Raw genomic sequence first — 14015 nt, 5'->3', positions numbered from 1 at the left:
TGACCTGACGGTCGGCTGCCGACCAAAACACGCCGTTCACGGCAGTGGTGTGTCTCGGGACGTTGCCGCGTTTATTCGGCGGAGCCGGTCTCCGCTCAATGCCACTGACTTAAGAGAGTTCTCGCACTTCAGAGGTGACCTGTAGGCGTGGGGCGTGGGGTTGGTCTGCAGAGGTGCGGAACGCGAGTGGCCCGGCCTGCAAGCAAGGTGTGGCCATGCCACTGACACACGGCGGACTGTCCACAGTGGCCTTCATTCAGGCCCGCGACGGTTCGTGAGGGGAACTTTTGGTGCGTTGGATTGAACGCCGTGAAGGTGACCTTCACGGCACCAACCCAGGTAACAGGCGTGACGCGCGTGGCAAGTGGGACTTACGCGATGGTTAATTGTCCATTGTGGACATAAAATGTTACCGACAGTCAACCTTGCGCCGCGTTCGACCAGCTGGAATGCTTAAGTCAGTGGCATTGGGTCTCCGCTAGCGCGGATCAATCCGAGGTGGTCCGAGTGACCCCGAATGAGGCATGTCCTCGGCGGGAGGGCCGCCTCCTGTGTCGTCCGGCGCTGGTCACGCCCGCGACTGCGGCGCCGTGCGAGCGGTGGGCCGTTGCGAGGGGAAGATTCGGGGCGTTCAACGCCGTCAAGGTAAGAAGACCTTCACGGCATCCCGCTTTGTTCACTCTCCGCTCAGGCCTGATATCGCCGAGACCGAGCAGATCTTGTCGCCGTGCAGGACCTGCCCAACGATCGTCATGAAGAGGCCGTCCTCGACGATCCGCGCGATGACTTCGATCTCTCCGTCGGGCGGTACCGGCCACATGAACCGCGCAGCCAGTACATGCGTCACAGCGACGCCCTTGACCCCGCCGTTGCGGATGCCGCCGGCGATGAGGCCTGTCTGCGCGACGGTCTCGATCTGCAGTACCCCCGGGTATACCGGCCGATCCGGGAAGTGCCCGGTGAATATCTCTCGTGCTCGCGCCAGGTCGTAACGAGCGATCACGATGTCGCGTTCGCTGTCCAGCATGGTCACGCGATCCACGAGCAGGAACGGGTCCCGATGCGGCAACACCGCTTCGATCGCGGCGCGGTCGAGCACAGTCGCTGTCGGCCGGTGGTCGACCAGCCGGTTTTTCTCGGCGTGCCGGTACAAAACCGCGATCTCGTCGGTCATCGTGACGATCATCAGGCCTCCGCACCATGGTCGGCGGCTACTACCGCGTCATCGCCGGGGAACGCGAACCGTTCACCGCGACCGAGGAGAAGAGCCGTTGGGCCGAGCAGCGACATGCCCTCATCGACCTTCAAGACCTGCCCGGTGACCGCGTCGAGCAGCCCGGACGACAACGCCACGCATGCGCGGCCGACATCAGCTGGGTCCATCCAGATGCCGGGGCGGTCCTCGACCGATTTCAGGATGTCGCCCATGATCGCCCGAGCGCTGAGCGTGTCGAAATAGCCGGGACGCAGGATATTCACCCGGACGCCATGCGGTTTGAGCCGCACCGCGAGGTATCGGCAGAGCATTTCGAGGGCGGCTTTGGACACACCCGCGAGGTCGTAGCCATCGTGGCAGACTTCGACACCGTCGCTCGATATCGCCATGACATATCGTGGGTACGAGCCGAACACGGCATGTGAGCTTTGCACCAAGTCGACGACGGGCCACGCCGAATAGCCGAGTGACAGCTCCATGCTGGATCTCTTCAGGTCATCCACGTCGTTGACGGACTTCGCGAAGGACACATTGCTGACCACGGTGTGCAGCTGACTGACCTGTGACTTGATCTCGGCCATCAGTTCGCGCGTCGCGGCCCGGTCGCTCACGTCGGCCTCGATGACGACCGGTGTCGGCAGTCCCGCGGCATCGAACTCATCAGCGAGTTCGTCGTCCTTGACGCTGCCCCATCGGTGCGTGACGAACACAGTCGCGTTGGCACGCGCGAACTCCATGGCTATGGCCTTGCCAAGGCCGCGAGTGCCTCCGGTTACCAGAGTTGCCCGGCCGGCGAAGTCTGGCAGGATCATGCTGTCTCTTTTCCGTGATGGGCGACGACCGGCGTTGGGTAGCTCTCGTCGATGCTCGTGCGGGTCTCCGGATGGCTGAACACCGCCGTATGCATGGCGAATTCGATTTCGATCGCACGCTCGAGCAGGGCGCGGCGTCGCGTCGAGATGTGTCGTTTGACCAGTGCCATCGCCGCTCGGGGTGCCTGAGCCATCTCACTGGCGAGCGCGTACGTGTGGTCTCGGACTTCACGCCGGGGCACTACGGCATGCGACAGCGGTACCCGCGCTTCGCGGATCTCTCGACCTTTGATCATTCGTCCGGTGAGCAGGAGATCCCGGGCGAGCGGCGTCCCGAAGACCTCTTCGAGCAGTACCGTCGAACCCATCCCCGGCGTGAAGCCAAGAGCGAGGAAATTGGCTCCGTAGAGCGACTCCATGGCCAGTACGGCGACATCACACCACAGTCCGAGCATCAGACCGCCGCCGATCGCGTGCCCGGTCATCATCGCCAGCGTCGGGATCTCCAGGCTCAACAGCAGTCGTGGAAGACCACCCATCAGCCGCGCGATGACCCTTGGCGCGTCGGCACCGAGCAGCGTGTCGCGGGTCGCCCCGCTACAGAAGTGCTGCTCGCCACCTTCGAGCACCAAGGCACGGATGGACGGGTCACCCTTGATGACATCGACAGCATCCGCCAGTGCTGTCAGCGCAGCGTCGCCGACGTGGGGAGTTTCATCGGTGGTGATCCGCAAGGTGGCTACGCCGTCAACGGTTCGGTCAAGTCCGTACAGTGCGACAGTCACATCGCCACCTCGGCCAAGCCACCAGTGGCCGATACGGCTTCACCGTTGATGTATCCGGCACGTGCCGAGGCCAGGAACAGTACCGCCGCGGCGATCTCTTCCGGATTTCCGTTGCGCCGCAAGGGGGTCGCCTCCAGTAGTAGTCGGCGCATCCTCTCATCGAAGTGCTGGGTGAGCTCCGTTTCCACGTATCCCACCGTCACCAGGTTCGCGACGACGGACTTGTGGCCGTACTCTTTCGCGATCGTCCGGGTGAGCCCGAGCAGTCCACCCTTGCTCGCCGCGTACGCCGCCTGTGATGTCGCACCGTGCTGCGACAACGAACTGATCGACACGATCCGCCCACCGCCACCCTGCGCGAGGAACTCATGGACAGCTCGACGGCACACCAGAAAAGCGCCGGTCAGATTCGTGGCGATGACATCGTCGAACGCCTCGGTCGTGGTGTGCACCAGCAGTGCGTCTCGATTGATCCCGGCATTGTTGATCACGACATCCACTCGGCCGAACCGGTTGACGACCGCGTCGAACAAGTCCTCGACATCGGACTCGCTGGCCACATCCGCGGCGACCGCGAGAGCACGGTCCTCGCCGGCCAGGCTCTCGACCTGGGTGATGACCTCATCAGTCGCAGAACCAAGCTTGCGTGCGCAGAAAGCCACCCGTGCACCCGCCGCGGCAGCCGCGAGCACGATCGCACGGCCGATGCCGCGAGATCCACCCGTGACGACCACGACCTTGTCGTGCATGGTTCCATCAGCAGTCACAGCTCTCCTTCGCTGTCGTCAAGCCATGGTGGCTCGCCGGCCGCCATCCGTACGATTCGTCTCTGTGTTTCGGCTGTGGTGAGCAGCTTCGCGAACCGGCGCAATGCCTCGGCCTCGGCATCCGGTGCGTTCATCTCCGCGATCTCCGCCTTGACTTCCTGCTGTGCGCGAGCATCCGTCCGCAGCCACCGGCGTGCGTGCCGGGCGACCGCGGTGTCGAGGTCGTCGGTTATCTCGTCGACCAGGCCGATCCGCAGTGCGGTAGGCGCGTCGATAGCCACGCCGTCAAGTGCGAGTAGCCGGGCCTTGGCCACACCAACGCGCCGGGCGAGGAACGGCAGCGCCACCGCGGGAATGAGTCCGATCAGGACTTCGGGAAACCCGAAGGTGGACCTTGGCGTCGCGATCACCAGATCACCCGCGCCCACAATCCCGAGTCCGCCGCCGAGCACGACACCGTCGACCAGGGCGACGATCGGGCACGCAGCGCGTTCGAGTGCCCGCAGCATAGCCGCGTAGTCACGCAGGCTGTCCGTCTGATCCTCGGTTGAGTCCGACAGGAGGTCCAGGTCGAAGCCTTCGCAGAACGCGCCTTCTTCGCCTTCGATGGTGATGTAGCGAGCCCTCGCCTGGGTCACGCTAGTCGTGATGTGTTCGATCAGCGGGCCGGTGATCGTGGGTCGGCCGGAGGCGGCCGACAACTTGATCCGAAGTCGTTCGTTCACGCCTCAGCTCCAGCCGTACGTCCGGTAGTAGTCACGCACGTCCTCGAGGACCAACAGCGCCCGTCCGGTGTAAGCCTCATCGAGAAGTCCCGGTACGAGTGATGTGTCAGGTTTGAAATGTGCCGCGGTCAGACTCCGTTCGGTGTCCAGCACAATCCTTTCGTAGTCGGCCACATCCACGAGCCTGCGGCTGGCGAGGTGCTGGCCGATCTGGTGGCGGCCAACGGTTTCCCGTGCGGCTGTGCCGAACCGGCCACTGAAGAACTCGGCACAGGACCCAGAACCGTACGAGTACAAGCCGATCCGCTCGCCTGCCGCGACCGACGGCGCGTGATCGACCAACGCGGCCAGTGCTGCCCACAAACTCCCGGAGTACGTGTTGCCCAGTTCCTGGCAGTACTTCAGCGACGGCCGAACCATTCGCTCGAAGCTCTCGGCGACGACGCTCGGTTCCACATCCGGCCGATGGGCTTCCACGACGAGTCCGTGCGCCTGCCGGACGAGTGAAGTGATCGGCGTGTGATAGATGACATGGCTGAACGTGTCGAACACGTCGGCGCCCGCGTCTTCGCGATAGCCATCCCAAGCCAGTTCAAGCAGATCGAGATACGCGCCCAGGGAAAGTCCGGAGTGGATGGTCTCCAAGGACGGGGTCGGCCGCATCACGTCGTAGACCTCCCGCGCGGCCACGCCGCTCGCCGGCTCCAACGCGAGCACCCGCGGCTCGGCCGCGACAACCATGGCGGCAGCGCCCGCCCCCTCGGCGGGCTCTGCGGGGTCATGGAACAGTCGCCGGGCCATGTCGGTCGTGATCACGAGCGCTCGGCGCGTGGGATTGCAGTGGACCCACGCGCTTGCGAGCCGCAGCGCGGCCGTGCCGGCGTAGCACGCGTGCTTGACTTCGAGATGCCGACAGCGGTGTGAGAGCTCGAGGTACTTGTGCACATAGGAGCTCAGCGGTTTGGCATAGTCCACACCGGACTCGGTGGCGACCACCAGTAGGCCGTAACGTTCCGGGTCGTCGGGATCAGTGAGCGGGCGCGCGGCGTTCACCGCCAAGGTGACCGGGTCCTCGAAGCTCGGCGGCAAAGATCGGCGCACCAGTTCCAGACTCCGGATCTCACGCTCGGCGGTGCCACGGGCCGACGCGAGCCCGGCGGCGTCCACAGCCAGTGTGCTGCCGTAGAGAGTGAGGTCGTCGATACCGACTGCCAGCCGCATAGATGTTTCCTTCGACGTCATGCCGTTATCCGCGGCACGTCACGTACCGCTCCTGCCACATAGACGGCGTCGCCCGTCACGAACGACGCCTCATCCGATGCCAGGAAGAGGACCGTCCCGGCGACTTCCTCTGCGAGCCCGAACCGCGCGTAGGGCGAGAGCTGAGCCAGTGCGGCCCGCGCGGCAGCGGGATATCCGGTGGTCATGTCGGTCTCGACGAACCCTGGAACGACCGCGTTGCAGAAAATCCGGCGGCGGCCGTACTCCTTGGCCACACTGCGGGTCAGCGACAGCAAAGCAGCCTTGGATGCCGCATAGCTCACCGCTCCGGCGAGACCGTTTGCCGTGAACGAAGCCACGTTCACGATCCGGCCACCGCCGCCATGGGACAGCATCTCCTCCACCGCGCGACGGCAGGTCAGGAACGGACCGCGAAGGTTGACGTCCAGTACGTGCCGCCAGTCTTCGAGGGTGGTCTGCACGAGCAACGAGTCACGAGCGACGCCCGCGTTGTTCACCACGACGTGAACTTCGTCCAGCCATTCGACAGCGACGTCGAACAACCGCTCGACATCAGCCTCGACGGCGACATCCGCCGGGACAAACCGCGCCTCGCCACCCGCCGCACGAGCAGCAGCCTCGACCTCGGCGCCGACAGACGCGGATTCGCTGCGGCCGCAGAACACCACGCGGGCACCGTCAGCGGCAGCGCCGAGCACGATCGCCCGGCCGATGCCACGAGTACCTCCGGTGACAACAAAACCCTTGCCGTTAAACCGGCCCTGCATGTGCACCTCCCATATTCCACGGCGCAGCCGCAGTCTCCTCGAATGTCACGCGCGGGACGTCCGGGATGGTTCGTGATGCGAAAGTGAGCCCCGCGATCCCTGGTCCGCATCCGATCAAGCGCTGAACGCCCAGCTCTGCCAGGGTGCGCAGGCTGTCATCGAACAGCACCGGCCTTTCGATATGGTCCACAAGAGACTTTCGGACCGCGTCGGCGTCACCCAACGGCTGCGCCGTGACGTTGTCCACCACCGGGATCCTCGGCGCCTGTACTGGTGTTTCGGCCACCAGTCGAGCGAACTTCGGCACCATCGGAGCAAGGAGCGCGCTGTGAAACGGCGCGCTCACCGGTAGAGCGACGACACCGCCGCCAGCGTCCTCGCAGACGTCGGCAGCGACCGCGACGGCGTTTGTCTCTCCGGAGAGAACGGCCCTGTCGGGTGCGTTGAAGCAGGCCACCCCAACCACACCATGCTCGTTGCCGAGTTTGCACGCCACCTCAAGGTTTTCCCTGGACAAACCCGAGACAGCCACCATCGCGCCGGCTCCGCGCGGGACAGTCTGCTGCATCAACTGCCCACGTGCCGCGACGAGACGCACCGCATCGCTGAAATTCAGCGCCCCTGCCGTCACCAAGGCGGTGTATTGGCCGAGGCTGTGTCCCACGAGTGCCACCGGCTTGATGCCAAGCGCCAGCAGGTGTTGCCCTTGCGCGACACCGACTGTCAGCAGCGCGGGTTGTGCGATCTCAGTGCTGCGCAAAACATCCTCTGGCCCCTGCGCGATCCAGCGCGACAACGGCCGGCTCAATGCCTCGTCCGCGGCGGCGAACACGTCCCGGCAGCCGGCACAGGCAGCGGTCAGCTCAGCACCCATGCCGACCCGCTCGCTGCCTTGCCCTGCGAACAGCAGTGCGGTCATCCTGGGCGTCCCACGACCAAGCACGAGTTGATCCCACCGAACCCGAACGAGTTCGAGATTCCCACGGTGATGGCGTGCTCACGGGCCTCGTTCGGGACGAAGTCCAGATCGAGCTCCGGGTCCTTTTCCTCCTGGTTGATCGTCGGGTGCAGTACGCCATGCTGGATCTGCAGCGTCGTGGCGACCAGTTCGATGACTCCGGCCGAGGTGAGGCTGTGTCCGATCATCGATTTCGTCGCGTTCATGGGAACACTGAGCGCCCGGTCGCCAAGGACGGCCTTGACCGCGGCGACCTCGACCGCATCACCCAACGGAGTTGACGTCGCGTGGGCATTGACGTAGTCAACCTGCTCCGGGCAGACACGCGCGTCCCGCAGTGCGTTCCGCATCGCACGTTCCTGCCCATCCTGGTGTGGCCGGGGCAGCCGGGAAGCATCCGACGCCGCCGCGCCACCAAGAACTTCCGCGTACACGGTGGCGCCGCGTCGCCGGGCGCTCGCCATCGTCTCGATCACCACGGCGGCCGCGCCCTCACTGGGCACGAAGCCTTCCCGTTGAGCGTCGAACGGCCGGCTGGCGCGAGCCGGATCATCGTTGAACGACCTGAAGGTCAACGCCTCGATCTCCACCCACGCCTGGACAATCGCGGCATCCATGGCGACCGCGCCGCCTGTGACGACAACCGCGTCCGCTCGGCCGGCCCGAATCATGTCCAATCCACTGAGGACAGCCAAATTGCCGCTCGCGCATGCGCCGCCGACCATCATGCTCGGCCCACGCAGGTGCAACAGTTCGCAGACCACACCCACAACGTCGGTGTCCAGGGCCACCATTCCCAACAAGGGGGCCATGTACTCAGGGTCTTCAGCGAAGATACGGCTGTTCTCCGTGATCAGCGGCGTGTTCAAGTTCTGACCGGCCAGCACGTGCCCGACTCGATCAGGATCGACCTTGCTGGGATCCAGCCCGGCGTCGACGTATGCCTGAGCCGCGGCCGACGCTGTCGCTCGCCCGGAAAGTGGCGTGACGCGAAAGAGTTTCCTCGCCGCTTTCGTCAGCTCGGCGTCATACCCTCGACCCACGCGGTCCAGATGATCGTTGTAGTCGAAGTCGCTCAAGTCGCCCGCAACCCGGCACTCCACCCTCTCGTCCATGCTTTTCCAGTTCGTGATCCCCGACCGTCCGGCGACAAGCCCCGCCCAGAACTCGGGAACACTGTCCGCGAGACACGTCACGACACCCAAGCCAGTGATCACGACACGCTGATCAGAAGTTCGTTCCATCGTGCACCTCAAGCGGCTACGGCAAAGCGTTCGAAGATGTCCACCAGTTCCTTGAGGTTCGACGCTTTCGACAGCTCGGTGCGGGGGACCTTGATCCGCAACTCCTTCATCGAGCGCGACACCACTTCGACCATCTCCAGCGAGTCCGCGCCAAAGTCCTTCATGCTGGCCGTCTCGGTGACCACTAGACCTTCAGTTCCTTCGATGACGGTCGCGATGTTTTTCTTGATGACAGCGAAGATGTCTTCGCGAGTGATAACAGGCTGCGTCATAGCTTTTTCCTTCTCCGTCCACAGAGGTGCTCTTTGTTGCGCTGAGTGGTCACATGGTGGGTCGTGCTCGATGTGCGGGATCTCGTCGGCGGATTCGGTGCTGCGCTGCCAGAAGGGCATCACTGGGTGCGGCGAGCCGTTGTCAGTTTCACGCTTTGCGTGCGCGTTGTGAAAGGGGCCGCTTGACTGGTCTACGTGACCGGTGGCGATGTGTGGTCCGCTACTGGCTCAGGCAGTCGACAATCCGCCGAACAGGTTGCTGTACAACAAAAACATGGAACGCCAGCATGAGAGTATCAGCTGGGCGGGACGATGCCGCGTACCGTCACGCGATCGGCCGTCTGCTCGACGTGCAACTGGTGGATCTCGCCGGGCCTAGCCTTCGGCCAAGCCCGATGCTGAAGGAGATCCACCTCGACAGCCGACGGATGCACACGGGCAAGTCGTGCCACGTGATCCCGTATCGCGATCAACGGCAGGTGGTCAGCGCCCCTTGCGCCTGGCGGCAGGCCGTAGAGCTGCGCGACGGTTCCCACCAGCCAGTCGAACCGGTCAACGTCCGCAGTGGACACCCTGGTCACGTCTCCGTCGGCCACGCAGATGCCGAGACCCGCCACGTAGCGCCGGTCCCGCAGAAACGCCCGCCGGTCACCGGGTTCGGCCATGCCAAGACTACCCTTGGGCATCAATGCGTCAACCAGACGGACGGTGGCCAGCAACCGCCGCTCGTCCGACAGCCACAGGTCGAAGACCGGCCGCATCCTGTTGCCGCGGTGGAATCCGGCGAAGCGTGCTTCGACGTACACCATCCCGGTGTCCGGCAGTGGCGCGAACGACTGGAACGTCGTGATCTCGTGCGGGAAACCGACCCCCTCCCGGCCGATCTCACCGGACCACCGCCAGAGCCGATCGTGCGGAATGACGTGCGTGGCAGCGTCGAGCAGTCCCTGGTTGAGCAGTCCACGCGGGACACTGCCCCGGCTGGCGTCGAGGATACCCGACGCTCCGCCGGTCCCCATCCGCAGTGACACGAGGTACTGGAAGCTTGGCCCGTGGAAGACCACTCCAGTGCGGTACGGATCATCCGCGGGCTCGGCACCGGCCAGTGGTTCGGGCGCGCGGCATTCGGCCGGCTGCCTGCCGACTCGCACGGTGGCGCTGACGACCGGCTCGAAACGGGACAGTGCCTGGGTTGCCGCCTCACGCCACACCAGCAGCGTCACGTCCAACTCGTTGCCCAATCCACTCACCTCTGTGCGCAGACGAACCGGTTTCCAGACCGGCACCCACCGCCGCAACCGCACGTCGTGGATGGCCGTGACGGTGCGGCCCGAGTAGACAGTGGCCGCGCGGGCGAGCAGATCGAGCGTGGACATCATCGGCAGCGCCGGCACCGTGAAAGTAGGACAGTGATCGAGCAACCAGGTGTCGACCGCGGGATCCAGGTCGTGTGTCGAAGTCCCCGAGCTTGTCACCTTCCCGCCGCTCGTATCCTCCACCACACGCATTCCCAGGTTCTTCACGTGGTAGATGCGCTTGCCGTCCACCCACAGCCAGGCATGCGCGACCGCGTGGCGGTCGTGCTCGCCGACCTCGATGATGTCCATCTCGACCGTGACGCGTTTGTTCGTCGGCACGACCTGACCGCGATACGTCCACGTCACCTGACGGCCGGGTAGCACGGGTTCGAATCGCGGATTGCGCAGTCCCGCGCCGAAGTCGCGCTCGATGAGGTAGAACTGCAGCAGCTGGCACATGCTCTCCACCCCCAGCGAGCCCGGCTGCACGGGATCCTGGAAGAAGTGGGCCTTGAAGAACCACTCCCCCGCGTCGACGTCCTTTTCGGCCCGCAACCGGCCGAGCCCGGCCTCGCCGCCGTCCGGCCAGTAGCCGGTGACCCGATCGAGCATGAGCAGCATCGGTCCGGCCAGCCGCAGCGAACCACCGAAGTAGCGGTCCGGCCGCTGCGTGAGGTCGACGACGAGGTCACTGGATGCCTTGAGCCGGGCACGTTCCGCATCAGACGCGGGCAGGCCGACCTGGCTCTCGAAGGCCTCCGGCGCGAAGAGCCCGAACCCGCTGGACACTGTGCAGACCGGTTGCCCGTCGGCAAAACATTCGACGTCGAAGGACATGAGGATCACGCCGGCAGCCCGCGAGACGCGGGTCAGCTCAGCACGAGTGCGCAGCGTGCGTGTCCCCGGCCGGATCTCACCCGTCACGGTGCCCGCGCCGTCAAGGTTGCGCATCAACAGGTCCGTGTCGCCGCCCGCCAGCGAACTGCCGGCGTACAAGCAGACCCAGCCGCAGGTCTGCAGGACAACCTCCAGGAGAACCCCGAACGGCATGGCTGGGTAGCCGTTCTGCTCGAAGTACCAGACTTCCTCAGGAACGTCGTACTCGACCTCGGCCCAAGTACCGGTTTTCATCGCGAGGAACGGGCCGCCGACCGACGCCACCCGGCTCATGAAACCGTAAGGCGGTCCAGGCATCCGAGCGATCCGCTGCGGGCCGTCGAAGACTTCATAGATGGGGCCGAAAGCATCGGACGGCTTACCCCATGCGAGGGCCAGCAGCGACGCGTAGTCGAAACGAAAACCGTCCACTTCGGCTACCGGCTTGCTCTCGTGGTACCCCCGCAGCCCAGCGAGTTCTGCCGGCGCCACCGGCTCACCCGTCGTCTGAACAGCGGGAGGACCGAGCTGCCGCCAGTACGACAGCGGCCAGTCCGGCACGAGCCGCAGACCAAGGCGACGAACGTGAAACACCTTGGTTCCGTCCACTGTGCACAGTACGTCGGCGAACAGTGTGGGCTGCGGACCGGCCGAGACCTCGCGGACGAACACCTCGACCCTCAGGTCGCGACTGCCCGGGACCACCCGGCCGTGGTTGCGCATGTGGTAGACCTGCTCGGGCACTGGCTCGAACCGCCAGCCGTCGCGGTCGACGGTATATCCCATGGCCGCCAGGTAGAAAGCCGATGCCTGCACACATCCGTCGAGCATCAGCGAGCCGGGCACGAACGGATCCCCGGTGTGCTCGGCCTCGAAGAGCCAGTCCCCTTGCGCGACTGGTGTTTCGGCTCGCAGATAGCCCCGCCGCCACGGTCCACCCGCCGGATCGAACTCGGTCACCTCGTTGATCAGCGGCGTCCGGCCGTCCGACAGCCGTGGACTACGGATGTGGCACCGCGTTCGCTCCCACCCGGGTCCGAAACAGTCAGCCGGACGGCCATCCCCGAACGCGCGTACCGCGTCGGGACCGAATCGGCGAACCGAGCAGACGACAGCCGGCGGATCGACCGGCCCGGAGTCGCTGATCACCTCGGACGCCGGATCCCAGTGCACTCCGCCGAGCGCGGCGAACTCCGTCTCGGTAAAATAGCCGGCAACGCAGTCGCGGGCTGTCATGCAGGGTTCGTCACCGACGTACCAGGTGCCGCGAAAGAACGACAGACGCACACCGTTGTGGTCGCCGTACCCGTCGACGTGAGTCTCGCCGCGAATCGGCTCGCCGAGATGCGGTGAGCTGCCGTGGAAGGTCAACTTGGCACTGAGCAGCCGGTGGAACCGCTCGCCCTTGCCGGGCGGAGGAGTGTCGGCAGCGCCGCGCAGACTTTGACTGGGCACAATTTGACCTGCTTGGGGTGGCTGGACTTGCTCAACGAGCGGCTGCGCCACACAAACCTTGTCACGCCGCATGGTGTCGCGGAACACGGATTGCGTGCACTGCGGGGAAAGCAGGAACCTCTGGTGGACTGCCGCCTGGAGCGCCAGGAATTCGTTGTGCCGCGCGGAGATCCGCTGATAGAGGTCGCCCGCCACGGTCAGCGCCGTCCGAGGGGGTACGTCGGCCGGTGTGACGCCAGTCGATGCTTCGGCGACCGACTGGGCACGCGGCGTTGTCCGCTGGTGGGTGCTTTCCGAGGCTGATGCGCAGTTCCGCGCCAGGTGGTCGAACAATCGATCGGTGCGCATCGGGACGCCCGCGGCGACAAGCTCCGCCACAGTGTCGACGAGGTGGTGTACGCCGGGACCGTCCATGGCAACGGCGAGATACTCACGGTCGCCCAGGATCCGGCGAATCCATCCCGTACACAGCGCCTGCGGACCGTGTTCGATGAACACGCGCACTCCGTCAGCCCACGCGCGCTCGACCGTCGCGGCGAAATCAACCGTGGTCACCGCCTGCGCGGTGAGCGCGTCCGCCACAGCTTCGGGCGTCGGTGTGTACCAGTCCACAGTGGCGCAGGAGTAGAACCGGACGTCCGGTACTTCGAAAGTCGGCCAGTGGTGCAACTGCCACCACTGCTCCCGCACCTCGGTCAACTCGTGCGCGTGCACCGCGATCTCGTAGTCGAGGGGCAGCGCACGTCCCGGTCCGAGCCGGCTGATGACTCGTTCACACCCCGCCGCCTCGCCGCCCACGACGCACGAGTCAGGCGCGTTGATCGCCACCAAGTGCACCGCGGGCTCACCGTCGAGCGCCGCGCGAACGTCTTCCACTGGCGCGTTGACGAGGTGGTTCGTCCACCGGTCGCCTTCGATCCCGAGGCGACGCCACACGCGACGCACCGCCTCGAACTCACCCACCAGTGCGTTGGTGAACAGCGCGGAACCCTGTGCGTCCGCGACCAGCGCCGGGACATCCCGCCACGCCCGCATGGCCACGAGCGCATTGGATTCGCCGGACGAGTAGCCGATGACCGCGTTCGGCGAGATACCAAGCAGATCCCGGTTGATCTCGGTGTGCACCTGGGCAAGCAAGCCGGCTCCCCAGATCCGGTCGAGGGCCGGCACACTGTCCACTTTGGTGTCCGTGTACGCCCATCCGGCGGCTTCCAGCGAGCCGCAGCGTGCCTCGATGGCGGCCATGATCTCGGGGAACGCGAGCATCAACTCCTTGCCCATGCCCTGGTAGGCGGCGGCACCGTTGGTGAAGACGAACGCGATCTCGCCCTTTGCCGGAGTCTCGTGGAAGGCCACACCCTCGGGTCGCCGCCCAGCACCTGTCAGCCACCGGCGGGCGGCTGCCGCGCGTGCGGCGTGCTGTGCCGATCCCGCGGCGAGGATCACCAGGCGCGCCGGTCCCTGACCGGATTCACGGCTCGCCGCCAGCGCCTCCAGTACGTCGTGACGATCCCCGCCGGAGTAAACGTGCATGCGGAGCGGAACGTTTCGGCCGCTGTCGGCCGCGGTCGGTCCGAATCCCATGTGGACTGCCTCAC

11 protein-coding genes are annotated in these 14015 nt (G+C 65.4%); all 11 read right to left on the bottom strand.

The window, feature by feature from the left end; all coding sequences use genetic code 11:
* Window positions 1-676: 676 nt before the first annotated feature.
* Complete coding sequence (locus tag LWC34_RS04685) at window positions 677-1186, bottom strand: 3-hydroxyacyl-ACP dehydratase FabZ family protein (protein WP_233723163.1); 510 nt, start codon at window positions 1184-1186, stop codon at window positions 677-679.
* On the bottom strand, window positions 1186-2028 hold the full coding sequence (locus LWC34_RS04680) for an SDR family NAD(P)-dependent oxidoreductase (protein WP_233723162.1): 843 nt from the start codon (window positions 2026-2028) through the stop codon (window positions 1186-1188). Before LWC34_RS04680 ends, LWC34_RS04685 begins: the two co-directional genes overlap by 1 nt.
* Window positions 2025-2813 (bottom strand): polyketide synthase, encoded by a 789-nt coding sequence (locus tag LWC34_RS04675; RefSeq protein WP_233723161.1) that lies wholly within the window; start codon window positions 2811-2813, stop codon window positions 2025-2027. The genes LWC34_RS04680 and LWC34_RS04675 overlap by 4 nt, the downstream gene beginning before the upstream one ends.
* Entirely contained in the window at window positions 2810-3580 is a 771-nt protein-coding gene (locus LWC34_RS04670; RefSeq protein ID WP_233723160.1) for an SDR family NAD(P)-dependent oxidoreductase, read from the bottom strand. Before LWC34_RS04670 ends, LWC34_RS04675 begins: the two co-directional genes overlap by 4 nt.
* Window positions 3577-4305 carry an enoyl-CoA hydratase/isomerase family protein gene (locus LWC34_RS04665; RefSeq protein WP_233723159.1) on the bottom strand — a complete coding sequence of 243 codons (729 nt, stop codon included), beginning with the start codon at window positions 4303-4305 and terminating at the stop codon, window positions 3577-3579. Before LWC34_RS04665 ends, LWC34_RS04670 begins: the two co-directional genes overlap by 4 nt.
* A 3-nt stretch (window positions 4306-4308) precedes the next feature.
* Window positions 4309-5526, bottom strand: coding sequence for a hydroxymethylglutaryl-CoA synthase family protein (locus LWC34_RS04660; protein ID WP_233723158.1), 1218 nt, complete (start codon window positions 5524-5526; stop codon window positions 4309-4311).
* A gap of 17 nt (window positions 5527-5543) precedes the next feature.
* Entirely contained in the window at window positions 5544-6314 is a 771-nt protein-coding gene (locus LWC34_RS04655; RefSeq protein WP_233723157.1) for an SDR family NAD(P)-dependent oxidoreductase, read from the bottom strand.
* Window positions 6298-7233, bottom strand: coding sequence for an ACP S-malonyltransferase (locus LWC34_RS04650; RefSeq protein WP_233723156.1), 936 nt, complete (start codon window positions 7231-7233; stop codon window positions 6298-6300). The genes LWC34_RS04655 and LWC34_RS04650 overlap by 17 nt, the downstream gene beginning before the upstream one ends.
* Window positions 7230-8516, bottom strand: coding sequence for a beta-ketoacyl-[acyl-carrier-protein] synthase family protein (locus LWC34_RS04645; RefSeq protein ID WP_233723155.1), 1287 nt, complete (start codon window positions 8514-8516; stop codon window positions 7230-7232). Before LWC34_RS04645 ends, LWC34_RS04650 begins: the two co-directional genes overlap by 4 nt.
* Window positions 8517-8524: 8 nt before the next feature.
* Entirely contained in the window at window positions 8525-8908 is a 384-nt protein-coding gene (locus LWC34_RS04640; RefSeq protein WP_233723154.1) for a phosphopantetheine-binding protein, read from the bottom strand.
* 176 nt (window positions 8909-9084) lie between these two features.
* Window positions 9085-14001: an acyltransferase domain-containing protein gene (locus LWC34_RS04635; RefSeq protein WP_233723153.1), complete on the bottom strand. Its 4917-nt coding sequence runs from the start codon at window positions 13999-14001 to the stop codon at window positions 9085-9087.
* Between the last annotated feature and the right edge of the window lie 14 nt (window positions 14002-14015).

Origin of the sequence: Kibdelosporangium philippinense, assembly GCF_021390435.2 — a bacterium.
GTDB classification, from domain to species: domain Bacteria; phylum Actinomycetota; class Actinomycetes; order Mycobacteriales; family Pseudonocardiaceae; genus Kibdelosporangium; species Kibdelosporangium philippinense.
This window is presented reverse-complemented; position numbering and strand designations above follow the sequence as displayed.

Bases quoted from the DNA above. Each gene is read 5' to 3' on its own strand.
- LWC34_RS04685 (WP_233723163.1), bottom strand. From the start codon at position 1,186: ATGATCGTCACGATGACCGACGAGATCGCGGTTTTGTACCGGCACGCC.
- LWC34_RS04680 (WP_233723162.1), bottom strand. From the start codon at position 2,028: ATGATCCTGCCAGACTTCGCCGGCCGGGCAACTCTGGTAACCGGAGGC.
- LWC34_RS04660 (WP_233723158.1), bottom strand. From the start codon at position 5,526: ATGCGGCTGGCAGTCGGTATCGACGACCTCACTCTCTACGGCAGCACA.
- LWC34_RS04655 (WP_233723157.1), bottom strand. From the start codon at position 6,314: ATGCAGGGCCGGTTTAACGGCAAGGGTTTTGTTGTCACCGGAGGTACT.
- LWC34_RS04650 (WP_233723156.1), bottom strand. From the start codon at position 7,233: ATGACCGCACTGCTGTTCGCAGGGCAAGGCAGCGAGCGGGTCGGCATG.
- LWC34_RS04645 (WP_233723155.1), bottom strand. From the start codon at position 8,516: ATGGAACGAACTTCTGATCAGCGTGTCGTGATCACTGGCTTGGGTGTC.
- LWC34_RS04640 (WP_233723154.1), bottom strand. From the start codon at position 8,908: ATGCCCTTCTGGCAGCGCAGCACCGAATCCGCCGACGAGATCCCGCAC.
- LWC34_RS04635 (WP_233723153.1), bottom strand. From the start codon at position 14,001: ATGGGATTCGGACCGACCGCGGCCGACAGCGGCCGAAACGTTCCGCTC.